The following is a 15,154-nucleotide window of genomic DNA, read 5'->3' as shown; positions in this document are numbered from 1 at the left end:
TCAACGTTGAACCAGTACGATTATTCTACATTCCGGTTAACCTGACATTACCGTTGCAAGAGCGTCAAGAGGCGCTGCAAGAGTCGGAGATGCTAAAAGAATCATTGCAGCAACACATTATTCAATTGTTAGGTGAAGTTCAAGGAGTCGCGCGGGGAGATCTAACGGTTCGCGCCAGCGTTGTCTCTGGTGATATCGGCACGGTTGCAGGTTCCTTTAATGCGATCGTCGAGAGTCTTCGTCAAATCGTCCTGCAAGTGCAGCAGTCTGCTACTCGAGTGCATCGTTTGTTGAATGAAAATGAGGGGTCTGTGCGGCAACTGAGTGACGAATCGCTGAACCAGACCTATGAAACGGCTCGTATTCTAGACTCGGTTGAGCAGATAACTCAATCGGTACAAATGGTGACTGAACGGGCACGTCAGACGGCGGGCGTCGCGCAATCTGCATCGACGGCGGCGCAGATGGGAAAAACTGCAATGGAATCGAGTGTTCGCAGTATCATGACATTGCGATCGACGATTGAAGGCGCAACTCAAACGGTAAAACATTTGGGTGAATCATCTCAGCAGATTGCGCGAATTGTGTCCCTGATTCAGGAATTAGCAGCGCAAACCGATGTTTTAGCAATCAATGCCAGTCTCGAAGCTTCCCGCGCCGGAGAGCAAGGACGCGGGTTTGCGATCGTTGCCTCTGAAATTGGAGAGTTAGCCTCTCGATCCGCCACTGCTGCCCGTGAGGTGGAAAAGATTGTTGAGGCGATTCAGCAACAAACGCACGGAGTCGTGGATGTAATGGGACAAAGCGCGGTGCAGGTGGTAGACAGCGCCCACTCGGTGAAAAACTCCAAACAAAGCTTGGTGCATATTGTCCATTTATCCACTCAGATCGATGAACTCGTGAGATCTGTTGTGGAAGCAATGGATTCGCAAATGCAAACTGCCCATTCGGTCACAGATCTAGTGAAGGATGTTGCTCAGGTTTCGACGCGCACCTCTAACTCGTCACGGCAAGTCTCGACCGCCCTGCGTCAAACGGCTGCTGTGGCAGAAGAACTGCAGCGATCGGTGGAAGTCTTTAAAGTCAGTGCTTCTCCAGCGACACCCTAGCCACCTCAGAATTAGAAAGGTTTGAATCAGCATCTACCAGCGACATTACTCACTCACCATTACTAACTCACTTGAGCGATCGCGAGTGAGTAATTTTCATCATTTCATTACCACCTTTCTGAAATTCGTAAGGCACAGTACAAATCTCAACGCGATGACCTTGCGATCGCACAGCATCTATTACAGGCTGCACAAACCCTGAACGTTCTCCGGTCATATTGATCAGCAGCGGAAAAATTCTCACTTCAGATGCCACTCGACACATCTCTAAAACGGATGCAATGTGAAATTCCAACGGCAACTGGTCTGAATACGTGAACAGCAAGTGAGAACTTAACGCTAAATCAAACTGCTGCTGATCGAACGGCAACTCTGGAAGTTCGCCTGAACGATACCGACCTTGCTGCAATCCTACCGAGAAGTCCTCTAAAAATTGGTGCATTGCCGTCATTCGCGTGGCGATCAATTCTTCTGGCGATCGCAGCGTTGTCCACACGAATTTGTCCCGCGATGCTTGAACTTTCTCGATGATTACAGGAGACGTTTCCTCAATTCGGGTACGAATTTCTGTTGCCGAAAACTGGTAGAGCGGATCACAAGAGATCACTGAGTAGCCTTGCTGCGTCATCTCGGCATTGAAGCTCGCAGGGCCTCCAGCTACATCTAGCAGGGTGCGATGCAAATCACTAGCGGTTAGGCCAAACATCTGACAGTATTCTAAGCGCGATCGCCCCCACGGCACTACTTGGTCTAGTCGCAGCCCCATCGCTCACCCCCAAACTGGCAACCCGCAATCTACAGAGACTTACCGTAAAGACTTACCGTACTGCGCCTGCCAGTTCAACAATTTGAGTCTCTGCCGTCACTTCAAGCCGTGCTGGAATCACAGGCTGCTGAACTTCGACCAACCGGGGGAAATGCTCATCTACTAAGGCAGGAATTGCCTTCGCGTTGACTTTGGTGTAGCGAACTTTTCCTGGCATAAATACAAAATTTGGGCCTTTGCTACACGCCTTCATGCAGCCTGTTCCCTTCACCGCAACCTCTTCTGAAAGTCCGCGATCGCTCAAGGCTTGAGTGAGGGCATGACACGCTTCCTTACCGCCCCGCTTCATGCAGCTTGACTTCTGACAGTAGAGAACGCTCATTTTCGCAGGCTTCGTCTGAGCAATCGGCTGTGCTTCTACAATTTCTACGGATTTGCCGCTGATCGTGCCCGGTGTCAAATGAATCGAGGTCGCCTTCATTTTTACCGCATTCGTTTTGGCGTCCCGCTTCTGCACCCCCACGACTCGAATCAAATCTCCAGGTAACAGCGATCGTTCAAGGGTCGCTCTTGACTCTTTGGTCACCTTAATCGAAAACTCCGAATCAGGTGTGACTAGTTCTAAACGCTTTACTTTATAGCCGTCTTTAAAGACGTAGCCAAGAAACCGTCCCTCTAGCTGGAATTTAGATTCTTTGTGGCTCTTACTCATTGCAATTGGTTCTTAAGTAAGGTGGACATTAACGGGAGAGCAATTCAGAAATTCTTCGAGCATCCATTCAAAATCACACAGGTAACAAGGGTCGAGCACTCAACTGAATTTTGCGAAACGAAGTTCTTTGAAACTTCGCGGAGCAATTTGTACAGAGAACTTCCAAGTACCTAGGTGCTAAGGATTGAACTCGCAAATTCTGCCTCCAACGTTCTGACTGCTGACACTTCACCTTGCTTATTGCAACTTTGCGTCAACAGTACTCTACCTACCAAGAATATCCTAAATCTTTCTATTTGCAAACCTTTCTCATTAAGAAACCAAAAAGAAAGCGAATCGTTTAATCAAGCTAACGTTAGTGGATTAGCCTGATCAGACGATTCGCCCGTTCAGAAATAAATTTTTCTAATCTAAAACTCTATGCCTCTGCCTAAATCCCTATCTAAAGCTATGAGCAGGTTCTAGTGGCAGAAACAGTGTAAACACTTCGCCCTGTTCGGGGCGCTCTCGAACGATTAACTTTGCCCCAAGAGCATGAAACAAACTCTTAGTCGCACTCAGATTGAGGCTAAGATTTCCCGTCTCCGGTTGAAACATCAAGACCTGTCCTAAAGACTTCAGAAGCGGAGTGTGATGCCTGTGTGAGCTACAGGGTTGCTCAGAGGCTTTCTCGTCCTGTAGCTGAGATTGAAGCTGCAACTTAAGCTGATGCCCTGCCAAGGATACTTCCACTCGAATCTGGCTGCCTGCGGGTAAACTCCGCGCCGATCGCTCAATCAAACTCGTCAAAGCTTGATCAAGCATCGTCGGGTCACTCACAACCGGCGGCAGTTGTTGGGGCAAAATTACATCTAGGGTGAGATTTCGCAGACACGCTTGCTTCTGCCAACGGGGAATGCTTTGTTCTAACATCTCAGCCAGCGACGTAGACGCTAGGGATGTCGTTTCTAACTTCGTCGCTGAGGTTTCAAGCTCAACGGCTCGGAAGATCAGTCCGAAGCGATCAATCTGCTCACTACATTCGCGATCGATGATTTCCAAGCGCTTGACCACATCGGGCGGTAAGTCTCGCCGCTTGAGCAGTAGTCGGGTAAAGGTTCGGATCGTGGTCAGGGGGGTGCGGACTTCATGCGCGATCGCTTGCAGCAATTCTACGTCGAGGCTTTTTAGCGACTCTGGCATCTGAGTCGTATCGACCGTGTGAGCGTGATTTGAATGACTCCGAGATTGAGGCATATGCATCTCTCCATTCGGCAGATGCCGCAGCAGCATATGACTAAACTGACTCACAACCCGGTAATCTGGCGCAACGGGCGCAAATTTTTCGTACAGAGCATCCAGCTTTTTCAATCGCGCTGGATTCATCAACATTACTCGCAAGCGCAAGTTCTGCCACAGTTGATGAATGACCTCTGGAGCAAACGAGAACAAGAACGCAGGTGCTTTATCGGCGTCTTCACCCAATACCATGACCAAGCTAAAGCGGCGAGTCAGCACCAAACAAAACGGCTCAGCCGCGATCGGATCTCCAGGCAAGACCGAGAGCGTAGCACTAGTGCCTTCAGTCGTATCTGACTCATCTAACGCAGGCAGAAGCTGAAACGGTAACCCCGTCAGTATGGCTAAAGGATTTGCCGTAAACGACCAAGTTGCAAACTGCTCTAGCAAGTCAGGCTGACTCAAAACCGGAAGCGGAGCCGACAGCACAACCCCTTGTAAGGGATCATTTGATTCTGTTTTTTGCAGCAGCACTTCTAGCGCCGCGATCGCACTAAACCATTCTCGCTCTGCGCGAAGCTGCTTTTGAGCGATCGAACTTCCATCATGGGACATCGCTAATTCAAGCCCATGACCCGCATTAGCCGTATTGCTGGCATCACCGCTATGCGCCAAGATTTCGCTTAAGGTTGGAAAGATCCACTGAGACATATTGACACACTACTTTTGTCCTGCACTTTCGTCCTGCTATGAGCATATCGAGATCTGCATCTTGAGGGAGATCGTAGAACCGAACCACGAGGGGTGCAATGTCCTGCCAATCAAGAGAAAATGAGAAATAACGAAAACTCTACACTGAAGATCTAGAACTGCGCTAAACCCCTAAAGGGTCTTCAAGCGGTACTCCCTTATCCTTCCCCGATACCCCGTTTTTCTATGGACTGGCAAGAAATCTCTGGTAACTGGATCTTAGTGCCCAAGCACCCGATCGCAATCGTTCACTTTCTGGGGGGTGCTTTTGTGGCGACGGCCCCTCAACTGACCTACCGCCGACTGCTGGAGTTTCTAGCCAATCAGGGATACATTGTGATCGCAACGCCGTTTGTCAATACATTTGATCATGTAGAAATTGCGCGATCTGTGCTAGGCAGTTTTGAGCGGGCGCTGCAAACGTTACGAGCGCAGATGCTGCAAAACCGCTATTTGCCAATCTATGGCATGGGACACAGTATGGGTTGCAAGCTGCATCTGCTGATTGGCAGTCTCTTTTCAGCCGAACGGGCGGGGAATATTTTGATTTCCTACAACAATTATTCTGCGCGTGAAGCTGTGCCGCTTGTCGAGCAGTTTACTCAGTTTCTCTCGCCAGAAGTCTTCTCAGTCGAATTCACGCCATCGCCGCTCGAAACCCAGCACATTATCAGCGATCGCTATGAAATCCGGCGCAATTTAGTGATCAAATTCTCCAACGACACGATCGATCAAACGCTTAGCCTTGCGGCAGTTCTCGAACAGAAATTTCCTAGTATGGTTACGTCTTGCCGCTTAACTGGCAGCCATCTTACGCCTCTCGGCCCCGATCTTAAATGGCAAACCGGACAAAGCTTCACTCCTTTTGATGCGATCGGGCAGTGGATGCGCCAAGAACTCTACCGCGAACTTCAAACCCTCGAGCAAACCATTCTGCTGTGGCTCGATCCCCTAAGCGCTTCTAAGTCCAAGTAGCTTCTCATTACGCGACTTCAGGTTTGTACTTCATGTTGACACTTCACGTTGACGTAGTATTGCCGCAGTGTCTCTTATCGCAAAGCTCTTAATCGCGGAGTGGGTCGAAGACCTCCCTATTTGCGTAGCGTTTCTTGCGTAGCGTTGCCAAAGGCGTTCCTTCTTCTCGTCTTATGCTAAGCTTTTTGAGTCTAAACCCAAGAATCTCCAGTCATGAGTTTCCCAGAATCGGAAGGGGGCATCCCTCCATCCCCTCTAATGGATATTGAGGCTGTTCAGAAAGCCCTAAATCGGTCTAGAGCATCAGTATATCGGTATTCCAACACTGATCCCGACGTTCTCAATCCTGCTTATGACCCGAAACGGCTGAATCCAGAATTGCGGCAAAGTCCTAACGAACCCTTAATTTTTCATCCGAATGAGGTGGCTCGGTTTGCCAAAGATGTCTTGAGAATTAAGCAAGTCACGATCGAAATTCAAGAACAGCAGCCGAATAAAACCCAGGAACTCTTACAGGCAATTCTGCTAGAGCTTCAAGCCATCCACCAATGTTTAAAATCTCGCTCTTAAGGGTGAATCCAAACAGATCTGGATCTTCTTTAATCAAGATTGTGTCAGGTCGAACAGGAAATAGCGGTAGATATCGCTAAGATTGTTCATACAAGCAAAATTTTCTGCTTTATTTTGGGCTAACTAGATAAGACTGCTTTGTTTTAGTTTGGTTAGTCTAGCCGAATTGGTTAAATAATCTTTATGCAATCAGGTAGCCCGACTACCAGTTCATCAGGGGAATCTGCTCACAGGTTTGCAAATCTTATTGGCTCTGCGATCGCGCTGGTCACTTTGGCTTTACCCCTCCTTACGATCGCTTACTACACGCCGAATGCTGCTCCGCCCCTTCCACCTCCTACTGTAAAGCTTGATGTCAAATCGTAGAGCGAAGTAACCAAGTGACTTCAACTCGTCAAGCTTCAAACCACTCCAGACCTGGGAGTGGATATGTTAAGGAGGAAACGGAGGTTCGGCATTTGCGATAGCCATAGTCTTGCTCGATTGGGCTGAATCAGTGACAATGGACGCACTCTTATGCATTTGATCGCTAGGCAACTAGAAAACTAGGCGACTAGAAAAGTCGCTATGATCAGATCTAAAGAGGATACAGACTGAATTCTGAGGCTGAGTCCATGACATCGTATGCAACCTCCACTGCCAGAGCCGACATGAGCGAGTTGCGTCGCCTAAAGACGCTACTACCACCTGAATTGCAAAGCTGGGTCACCATTGAAGTAACTACCGCCGTCAATCCTGCCCTGATCACCAGTGAGGAGATTGGTCGCGATGAGGTGGAGATTCAGATTGACATGCCCAAATGGGATCAGCTGGCCATTGACCAGCGAAATTTGCTGTTTTGGCATGAAGTTGCGCGAGTTCAAGCCGATACAATCCCCAAAGATGGCTGGGAGATGGCGGCACTGGCGATCGGGCTTGGCGGTGCTGTGGGCGAACTATGGGTGCAAGATGGGCTGCTGCTCCTATTGGCGGTTGGTTTGTCGAGTGTGGCAGGTTGGAGACTTTATCAAAAGAACAACAGCGATCGCAGTGCTCAAGAAGGAATTGAGGCAGATGAACGCGCGATCGCGTTGGCAACTCGGTTTGGCTACACCTTGCCCAACGCTTACAAGAGCCTTGGTAGTGCTCTAAAGACATTGATTGATCAAACGCCCAAAAAACGCCAGCGCGCTAAATATCAGATCCGACTGGATGCGTTAAAGAAGAGTGCTGCAAAAGCAAAAGCGAAGATGCGATCGGCGGCTCCAGCCGACTTTCAGTAGTCTAGTCGCTCCTACTCCTGGTGTGGATAACCGAATCTTAGTGAATGAGATTTTAACTTCTCGTCCATTTGGCTGAGGGTTTGTCTCTAATATTTCTCAGTATGATAGTTGGCGTACAGAATTGTAATTGCCCGACATCAGGAGTTAAGCTTATGCCCTTTAAGGTCAGCGCCCTCAATCTACCTTTGATTAGAAAAGGTTCTACTGGCCTCGCCGTAACAGCGTGGCAGCGATTTTTGCAGGAGCTAAACTATCCACTGGGGGGCGTTGATGGCGGGTTTGGCAGCACGACCGAAAAAGTAACCATCTCCTATCAGCAAAAAAACGGGCTGGTTGCAGATGGCGTTGTTGGCGGCGGAACCTACGGAAAAGCGTTGTCCCAAGGATTTATCTACTGGGTTTCGGGTTTAACGTCTGCCAAACTGTTGGAGTATCTCAACTTTGGCGTCAACGAAGTTAAGAATTTGCAGCAAAGCCTGAGCGCGATCGGCAACCTCACACCAGACTTAGTTGCCGATGGTAATTTCGGAGACGTTAGCACGAGAGGATTAGCCGAAACCTACAAGGTGCTAGATACGAGCTTCCGTCCCAAGCTCGATCAACAACTGTCCTCTGCCACCAAGCAAAAACTTGGATCAGACTATCAGATCGCGCTCGACATCTTGACCGAGTATGCTCGGCGGCAGAGATCGCGGCTGAGCGGGGCACAGTGGGTTCGCTATTTTCCCGCGAGTAGCTCTCTCGATGATCTGGCTTCTCCATTCCGTCAACGGGCGCAAGCGTTTCAAAAAGCCTTGCTAGATGCAGGCGCTAAAGTCAATATCACCAACACCTACCGTCCGCCAGAGCGAGCGTACATGATGCACTACGCGGTGCTGCTGAACAACCGCGACATTACGCCTGCCCAAGTACCAGGGATGTTGGGCATCGACATTCAATGGGTTCATTACTCCGATCCGATTTCCTATCAAGCAGCGCGCGATATGGTTCGTGCCTTTGATATTGGCAGCAATCCGGCGGCCTTGCGATCGCGCCACACTCAAGCTCTCGCTGTTGACTGGGGCATTACGTGGAACGATACGCTGAGAATTCGAGATGGTAACGGTGCGATCGTGAATATTGGGTCGCCTCGCAATGGCGATCAAAATCCTCGTCTTTGGGATGTCGGGGCAACTTACGGGGTTTACAAATTGGAATACGACCCACCACACTGGTCGGTTGATGGCTATTAATTTTTTGCAAGCGTTTTTGCTCTTACATCTAGCCCCTCTCCCACGGTTGGGAGAGGGGCTAGATCGCAATTGCCGCGATCTGACAAATCGAAATTCTTACAAATCCAGCGCGGCGATGTCATTAAGTAGGATCTTCAACTTCGGGCAGTTTGGGTAACTCCTGAGGCGTTTGCCTGCGTCCCTCTTTATCCCATGGGTCGAGAATGTCTCTGACTAAAATTTCTCGAACCCAAATTTGTCCCACAATCACTAGGGGAATCGCGAGAAATAGCCCCAAAAATCCGAAAAAGACGGCGAAAACAACTTGAGAGAGCAACGTCACCGCGGGCAAAATCGAAACCTGTTTCGACATCACAAATGGAACCAGCAAATACTGCTCCAATTGTTGAATCACGATGTAAAGAATTAGGACAGCACCCGCTTTCCAAGGCGCATCTAAGAGCGCGATCGCCATAGGAGGAATAACGCTCAGCACGGGGCCAACGTTGGGAATCGCTTCGAGCAATCCGGCTAAGAGCGAGTTTGCCAACACCAGCGGTACACGAAGAATCAGTAACCCAATGCCACTAACCGCCGCAATCACAACCATGTTGATCAAAATACCGCCAACCCAATTTACCAATGCAATTTCGCACAAAGAAAGAATTTCATCGGCACGCCGACGGTAAAAAGACGGAAAGAGCAGGACAAATCCTCTGCGATAAGGCTGCGGATTGATCAGCAGCATCACCATCAGCACCAGTACCAGTAATAGATTTAATAAAATGCTGAGCGCGTTAGAGAACCACGCGAAGAAATTTCCGGCGAGTCGCGTTGCAAAGGGCTGAATCTCCCGAATTAGATCATTCACTCCGGGAAGATACTGCGATGAGCCTGGAACCATATTTTGCAGAGTTTGTGCCCACGATTGCACCCGATCTAACCCTTGAGGCACTCGCTCGACAAGCTGCTGAAACTGACTGACAAACGGCGGCACAATTAAACCGACAAAGCCAATCGACAGAATAATCAACACGACAAGCGCCAGCGCTACTGCCCCGCCCCGCTTCACCCCTGCTTGATGCAACCGACGAACCAGACTATTTAGAGCCGTGGCAAACACAACCGCCGCAAAGACCAAGAGCAACAGTTGGCGAATTTCCCACAATATATAGAGCGCGATCGCAAGTGCGAGAAATCCAACCCATTTTCCTAGTGCCATCGTCACTCCTCACCATTAAATAGTCAAAAAATAGTCAGATACAAGATGAAATGCTTTGAGCAGAAATTATTCTCTCTGCCCTTTTGTAGTTGTATCTCTACTTTGCGGGCTTGAACCCGTCTCTCACATCATTCTTTAGGAACGATGCGGCTCTCTCATCCCTCGCGCTGATCCATGCCATGCCTTTTTCCTCGATACTAAATGAAGAACTGCCTAGCCTCGTGGAGGAATCATGCTGTCGAAAGGGTTTGAAATTGAAGTCTACACAGGGACACCCCAAGGCGAGGTGGTCGGTATGTCAGACAAAATTGTGGCGACGCTGGACGGGTTTGTCCGCGAGCCAGACAGCCGCAATGTAGAATACACCACGCCGCCGTGTTACCGCTACGAGCGGTCGCTGTGCGATCTCGTCTTGCCGCGCCTTCAATTGCGCCAGTATCTCAAGCAATTGGGAGACTACACCTTGATTCCGGGCAGCACCCTTGCCCTTGGAGGAGCTGATCGCTTTCACCGCTCTGATCCAGGCAATCCTTATCACACCTATATCGAGCAGACCTACGGCACTAAAGTTGTGACCGCTAGCGTCCATATTAATGTCGGAATCAGCGATCCGGAACTGTTAATGCGTGCCTGTCGATTAATTCGGGTCGAGGCTCCGCTTTATCTAGCGTTGAGTGCGGCCTCCCCTTGGTTTAATGGTGAAACAACTGGCGCTCACTCGACTCGATGGGCAGTGTTTCCAAAAACCCCGGCGCATGTTCCTCTATTTGAGAGCCACGCTCACTTCATTCGGTGGACAGAAGAACAAATTGCGATCGGAACTATGCAAAATGTCCGACATCTCTGGTCGTCCGTGCGTCCCAATGGCGATCGCCGCCCCTACAACCTCAATCGCCTAGAGTTGCGAATTTGTGATTTGGTCTCCGACCCGATCGCCCTGCTCGCCATCACTGCCCTCCTAGAAGCTCGGCTGATGCAACTGATTGAAAATCCAAATCTAGATCCGCTAAAGCTGAGCGAGTTACCCGCAGCGACTCGCGCTGAAACCTTGCTCGACCTCACAAATTCCAATGAGGAACGTGCTGCCCAATCGAGCTTAGAGGCTGAACTGATTCATTGGCGCACGGGCAAACCTATCCTTGCTAAAGAGTGGGTTGAGGAAATTTACAGTGAAGTTTGGCCGATCGCGAAACAGCAAGGCTTCAGTTGCTTCTTACTTCCTCTAAAGAAAATCTTGCGAGAAGGCAACGAAGCGCAGCGATGGCTCAAACTACAAGCTCAAGGATGGAACAATCAGCAGATTTTAATGCAAGAAATCCAAGCCATGCAGGCTAGGGAATTGGAGTTCCAGGATGAATTGTGCCTACCGCTTGTCGCCTAACAAATGCTGGACAAGGTTAGCCACTCCCGCAGCGCCAACTTAAAGCTGCGTATCGGGATCTCTGATTTCTTGAAGAAGTCAGAGATTTTTGTACAGAGGGGATGAAATTTATTCTGTCTCTCTACTTGTCTTTCAAATTCAGATTGACAAACTACTAGAATGCGATCGCTGAGCTAAAGATTAAAGGTGATCTGATGATGAACCATTGAATTAAACTTAAATATTAAACCTTACTATCAACATTTATCTATTAATGATTGAAACGGCTCAGCGATCGTTCCGGTTAAGGCGAGTTGATAGACTCTGTTCAAACTCATCTTGATTAGCATTGTGAAAATTGAACTATCCAAAAAATGTCGAAATCCTCCTCCCTCATCACCCACCTCTAAACGCCCTAATTAGATCTACGCCATTTACAGTAGACTTCTCGGCCATTTACCAGGGATGAAATCAAGCTAAATCCTTGAAAATCAGCGCTTTTTAACAGAATGTGAAATTCAATTTGATGTGAGAATGACGCTCATCAGCAATTAAAATATCTAATCTATCTCGCTATCATCCGAATCATTAAAAAATTCTATAGGAAGCTTATTTTTCTCAAGTTGTGTGAGTAGCTCACTTAAGGTGCCCAAAGTATCATCTCCCCATGCCTAAAGTTGTTTTAGTTCATCCGCTTATCCCCCCTAACACTGGAAACATTGCCCGTACCTGTGCCGCTACTCAGACTGAATTACATTTAGTAGGCCCACTAGGATTTGAAATCAGCGATCGCTATCTCAAGCGTGCCGGGCTGGACTACTGGATCTACGTCAACCTACATATTCATGAATCGATGGATGCCTTCCGCACCTTCCATCAACAGCAGGGCGGACGCTGGATTGGCTTTAGCACCAAAGGCAGCACAAACTACAGCCATTTCGAGTTTCAACCGAATGACTGGCTTCTCTTTGGCAGCGAAACAAATGGGCTTCCCGCTGATGTAGTAAACGACTGCCCAGCAACAGTTCATATTCCCATCGCTGAGCCAGGAGTTAGGAGTCTAAATCTCTCAGTTAGTGTGGCAATTGGACTGTTTGAAGCCCGCCGTCAACTTGGATATCTCAATTAGAAAACAGCCCTTATCTCTACATAGATGTCTATATAAATATGTGAGGATGAGTTGCCCTTAAAGCTGAAAGAACACCGCGATCGTCACCTTAGAACGAGTCTAGACAGCATTAAATGGCAAGCAATGAAACCTAAATTAAGTGTTATAAACTACTAAATCCTTTCTATTTGATAAGAAATTTATATCTAAAACTTAGGCATTAAGCGAATCGACTACGCTGCATTTCTATTGCTCCAATTGCGTTAGTTTGAGGGCTAAAAAGCTTGCTCCTGAAGGATTACAGCCGATTCTTATATCTTCATTCGTTTGGAAATATTTTTAGTGAAACGTTGATCTTCTGCATAAATTTGCAGTTGAGGACTGATATACTCTGCATTAATTTCGCGCCAGCGAAGACAAACATCTCAATCACTTGGCGTTAAGACTTCGGCTTAATTTGGGAATCCTCCAATAGGCTGATCTCTAAATCTAATTCTTTTGGTAGAGAGGGAGCGTAAGCTGATAATTCATGTTTTGCCATCGCCAAATTTGAGGATTTCGATTCCTCGGTTTGACATTTTGAGAATATGGGTTACGCTTATTGCCGCGACTGATAAAAGTTGACTCTCACTCAGCGCCTTTAGTATCGATTTTGGTTTGGTCTAGCGCAGTGTTGAGAAACGTTGAATGATGTGAACTTGTCTAAATCAAGAAAGCAGGGTAACCTTGCGTAAGTGTATTTACCGACTGCGGTCTTGATCGCTCGAAATCCTGTTAGAGTCACTCAAACAAACCTTATAGTTCGTCAAGGTTTGAAACTCGAGACAGTTAAATGCTGGATACTTTTAGGAGGTCGTTTTTTGAAACGAGCAGTTCCGCAAGATGCAAATTCAGTTCCTTTGCTCGGCACCGATGCCGAAGCAGCAGAGGAGCACCCCAGGCAGACGCTCCCAGAGGATAATCGCCGTGCTTGTACCTCTGCTGCCATGATAGGACTTGCGATATCAGTAGGAGCTTATGGCTTATTAGCCCCTCAAAAAGGCGATAATGCATCTGCTGCTGAGCCAACATCGGACGCGATTAATGCAGAGCGCAACTCCGCAGAACCCACAGGGCAAGCTCCCTTTAAGGTTGTTGCTGAGCCTACATTAGCCAATTCCACGTCCCCTGTTACGCCAACTGTCACCAAGTCCATTACAATTGCATCTTCATCACAGCCTAGAACCGTTAACCACACCGTTCAAGATGGGCAAACTCTCTGGAAAATTGCAGAACTCTATGGCATTGACGTCGCAAAATTGGCAGCCTCGAATAGCCTTCAGGTCAATGCAGTTCTAGACGTTGGACAAGTTTTACAGGTTCCTTCCGATGCTCAGGTGACCCTCCCTCAACTGGCGGTCAAGCAGATGCCTGAACTGAAGCAGGTTCCTACTATTCCGGCAATTCCCGCCGCATTAAATTCAATTCCCAAGAATGCGTCGTCGGAATCCAATTTACAAACGCTTCCCAAAGCCGAGCAGCCCAATGCTCTGAGCAGTTTGAAGCAAAATCGAGACCGTCTAAAGCAGAGTCTGGCGGAGTTGAAGTCTGAGGAGTCTACTAACGTTGCCCAAGCAGTTCCGGAAGTGAATTCCACTACGGATGCTCAGCCTGAAGCAGCAGCAAATTTAGCGCCCTACCAAGTGCAGAAGGGCGAAACGCTTTCAGCGATCGCGCAAAGTCGCGGCGTTTCGATGGCTGAGTTAGCGAAGCTCAATCAGCTAAGCAATCCTAATTTGCTGAAAGCAAATCAAGTCATTCAGGTTCCTCAAGCTACAGTAGCAACCCAATCCACAAGGATGTCTGCACCACGTCAGACTTCTGTTGCGATACCAGTTGTTCCCAGTTTAGCTGCGACTCAGAATGTAGATAGTGCTTCAGTTCCTCTTGCCGTTGGAGGAGATGCTCAACAGTTTGCCTTTGGCGGAGCAAATAGCAAAAGCTCTAGTGCAGAATCGGTCTCCTACAATGCCAATCAGCGAGGTAGTTCTCCGTATGTAAACAGCTTGATGTCTGAGATTGCCAAGCTGCGCCAGAGCTATCAGTCGCGAGCGGCCGCTCAGAAGCTGAAGCCATCTGCAAAAATCTCGGTTCCAAACGTGTCCGCTGCTTCTCGCCGTGAAAATCCAGAATTTAAGTCTAGCCGTCGGTTAGCATCATTGCAGACAGAATCTCGGAATGTTAAGCAGCCAAGCTCTAAAATGGAAGCAATGTTGGCAGATGCCCCCAAGCCCAAACAGCAATTGGTTGCAACCTCTGCTCTAGGGTCTGAAACCTACACTCCTTTAATTCGCTCTCAAGTAGGTAAGACCGTCTCTCCAAATCTCCCTCCTTTAGGCAAGTCAGATAGCTATTTACCGAGCGCTGCTGATGGTCGCTTTAAAGGGTATACGTGGCCTGCTAAAGGTGTTCTGACTTCTCCATATGGCTGGCGTTGGGGTCGCATGCACAAAGGAATTGACATTGCAGGTCCTGTTGGGACTCCAATTGTTGCTGCTGCTCCTGGTAAGGTTGTGACAGCGGGTTGGAATGATGGTGGCTACGGTATTTTGGTCGAGGTCGAGCATAGTGACGGTAGTGTTACTCTGTACGCTCACAATAGCCGTGTTTTAGTTCGGGTAGGTCAACAGGTCACCCAAGGTCAGCAAATTGCGCTAATGGGCAGCACGGGTTACAGTACGGGTCCTCATTCCCACTTCGAGGTACATGTGCCGGGGCGAGGTGCTGTTAATCCGATCGCGTACCTGCCTCAATCTCGTGGTTAAAGATATAGCTAGTTTGTGATTTATGAAAGGAGATCCAGTCTTAGGATCTCCTTTTTTTCATCAGCGCAGCGTAGCACTAACCTCGCG

13 protein-coding genes are annotated in these 15,154 nt (G+C 48.5%); 9 read left to right on the top strand and 4 right to left on the bottom strand.

Translation table 11 applies throughout. The annotated features are described in order from the left end of the window. A partial coding sequence (locus AC5I6P_RS08330; protein WP_495693286.1) for a methyl-accepting chemotaxis protein occupies window positions 1-1,109 on the top strand: 1,109 nt, incomplete at its 5' end. Between the two features lie 67 nt (window positions 1,110-1,176). Here the strand turns inward: AC5I6P_RS08330 and AC5I6P_RS08325 are convergent. The 3 genes from AC5I6P_RS08325 to AC5I6P_RS08315 form a co-directional block, all read right to left on the bottom strand. Next, window positions 1,177-1,875: an SAM-dependent methyltransferase gene (locus tag AC5I6P_RS08325; RefSeq protein ID WP_495693285.1), complete on the bottom strand. Its 699-nt coding sequence runs from the start codon at window positions 1,873-1,875 to the stop codon at window positions 1,177-1,179. A 52-nt stretch (window positions 1,876-1,927) separates the two neighbouring features. Further along, complete coding sequence (locus AC5I6P_RS08320) at window positions 1,928-2,587, bottom strand: (2Fe-2S) ferredoxin domain-containing protein (RefSeq protein WP_495693284.1); 660 nt, start codon at window positions 2,585-2,587, stop codon at window positions 1,928-1,930. 438 nt (window positions 2,588-3,025) lie between these two features. Further along, the gene (locus tag AC5I6P_RS08315) at window positions 3,026-4,516 is read right to left on the bottom strand and encodes a sensor histidine kinase (protein WP_495693283.1); all 1,491 of its coding nucleotides are present in this window, start codon (window positions 4,514-4,516) and stop codon (window positions 3,026-3,028) included. 225 nt (window positions 4,517-4,741) lie between these two features. On the opposite strand from AC5I6P_RS08315, the gene AC5I6P_RS08310 reads away from it, so the two are divergent. The 5 genes from AC5I6P_RS08310 to AC5I6P_RS08290 all read left to right on the top strand — a co-directional run bounded on the left by AC5I6P_RS08310 (window position 4,742) and on the right by AC5I6P_RS08290 (window position 8,594). Continuing rightward, a complete protein-coding gene (locus AC5I6P_RS08310) occupies window positions 4,742-5,530 on the top strand; it encodes a DUF1350 family protein (protein WP_495693282.1) in 789 nt (262 codons plus the stop codon). Window positions 5,531-5,743: 213 nt separating this feature from the next. Next, on the top strand, window positions 5,744-6,100 hold the full coding sequence (locus AC5I6P_RS08305; protein ID WP_495693281.1) for a DUF8631 domain-containing protein: 357 nt from the start codon (window positions 5,744-5,746) through the stop codon (window positions 6,098-6,100). Between the two features lie 183 nt (window positions 6,101-6,283). After that, complete coding sequence (locus AC5I6P_RS08300; RefSeq protein WP_495693280.1) at window positions 6,284-6,466, top strand: TLTLP motif-containing protein; 183 nt, start codon at window positions 6,284-6,286, stop codon at window positions 6,464-6,466. Window positions 6,467-6,714: 248 nt separating this feature from the next. Beyond that, entirely contained in the window at window positions 6,715-7,362 is a 648-nt protein-coding gene (locus tag AC5I6P_RS08295; RefSeq protein WP_495693279.1) for a DUF3318 domain-containing protein, read from the top strand. 152 nt (window positions 7,363-7,514) lie between these two features. Further along, complete coding sequence (locus tag AC5I6P_RS08290; protein ID WP_495693278.1) at window positions 7,515-8,594, top strand: peptidoglycan-binding domain-containing protein; 1,080 nt, start codon at window positions 7,515-7,517, stop codon at window positions 8,592-8,594. A 121-nt stretch (window positions 8,595-8,715) separates the two neighbouring features. On the opposite strand, the gene AC5I6P_RS08285 is transcribed toward AC5I6P_RS08290, so the two are convergent. Then, on the bottom strand, window positions 8,716-9,795 hold the full coding sequence (locus AC5I6P_RS08285) for an AI-2E family transporter (RefSeq protein WP_495693277.1): 1,080 nt from the start codon (window positions 9,793-9,795) through the stop codon (window positions 8,716-8,718). A 232-nt stretch (window positions 9,796-10,027) separates the two neighbouring features. Between AC5I6P_RS08285 and gshA the strand changes: the two genes are divergently transcribed. The 3 genes from gshA (at window position 10,028) to AC5I6P_RS08270 (ending at window position 15,067) form a co-directional block, all read left to right on the top strand. Beyond that, the gene (gene gshA, locus AC5I6P_RS08280) at window positions 10,028-11,176 is read left to right on the top strand and encodes a glutamate--cysteine ligase (protein WP_495693276.1); all 1,149 of its coding nucleotides are present in this window, start codon (window positions 10,028-10,030) and stop codon (window positions 11,174-11,176) included. A gap of 646 nt (window positions 11,177-11,822) precedes the next feature. Continuing rightward, window positions 11,823-12,284 carry a tRNA (cytidine(34)-2'-O)-methyltransferase gene (locus AC5I6P_RS08275; RefSeq protein WP_495693275.1) on the top strand — a complete coding sequence of 154 codons (462 nt, stop codon included), beginning with the start codon at window positions 11,823-11,825 and terminating at the stop codon, window positions 12,282-12,284. Window positions 12,285-13,123: 839 nt separating this feature from the next. Beyond that, window positions 13,124-15,067 carry a peptidoglycan DD-metalloendopeptidase family protein gene (locus tag AC5I6P_RS08270; RefSeq protein ID WP_495693274.1) on the top strand — a complete coding sequence of 648 codons (1,944 nt, stop codon included), beginning with the start codon at window positions 13,124-13,126 and terminating at the stop codon, window positions 15,065-15,067. Window positions 15,068-15,154 lie beyond the last annotated feature (87 nt).

Source organism: Myxacorys sp. (assembly GCF_059501405.1).
Note: the sequence above shows the minus strand (reverse complement) of the source record. Positions and strands in the feature narration are given on the sequence as shown.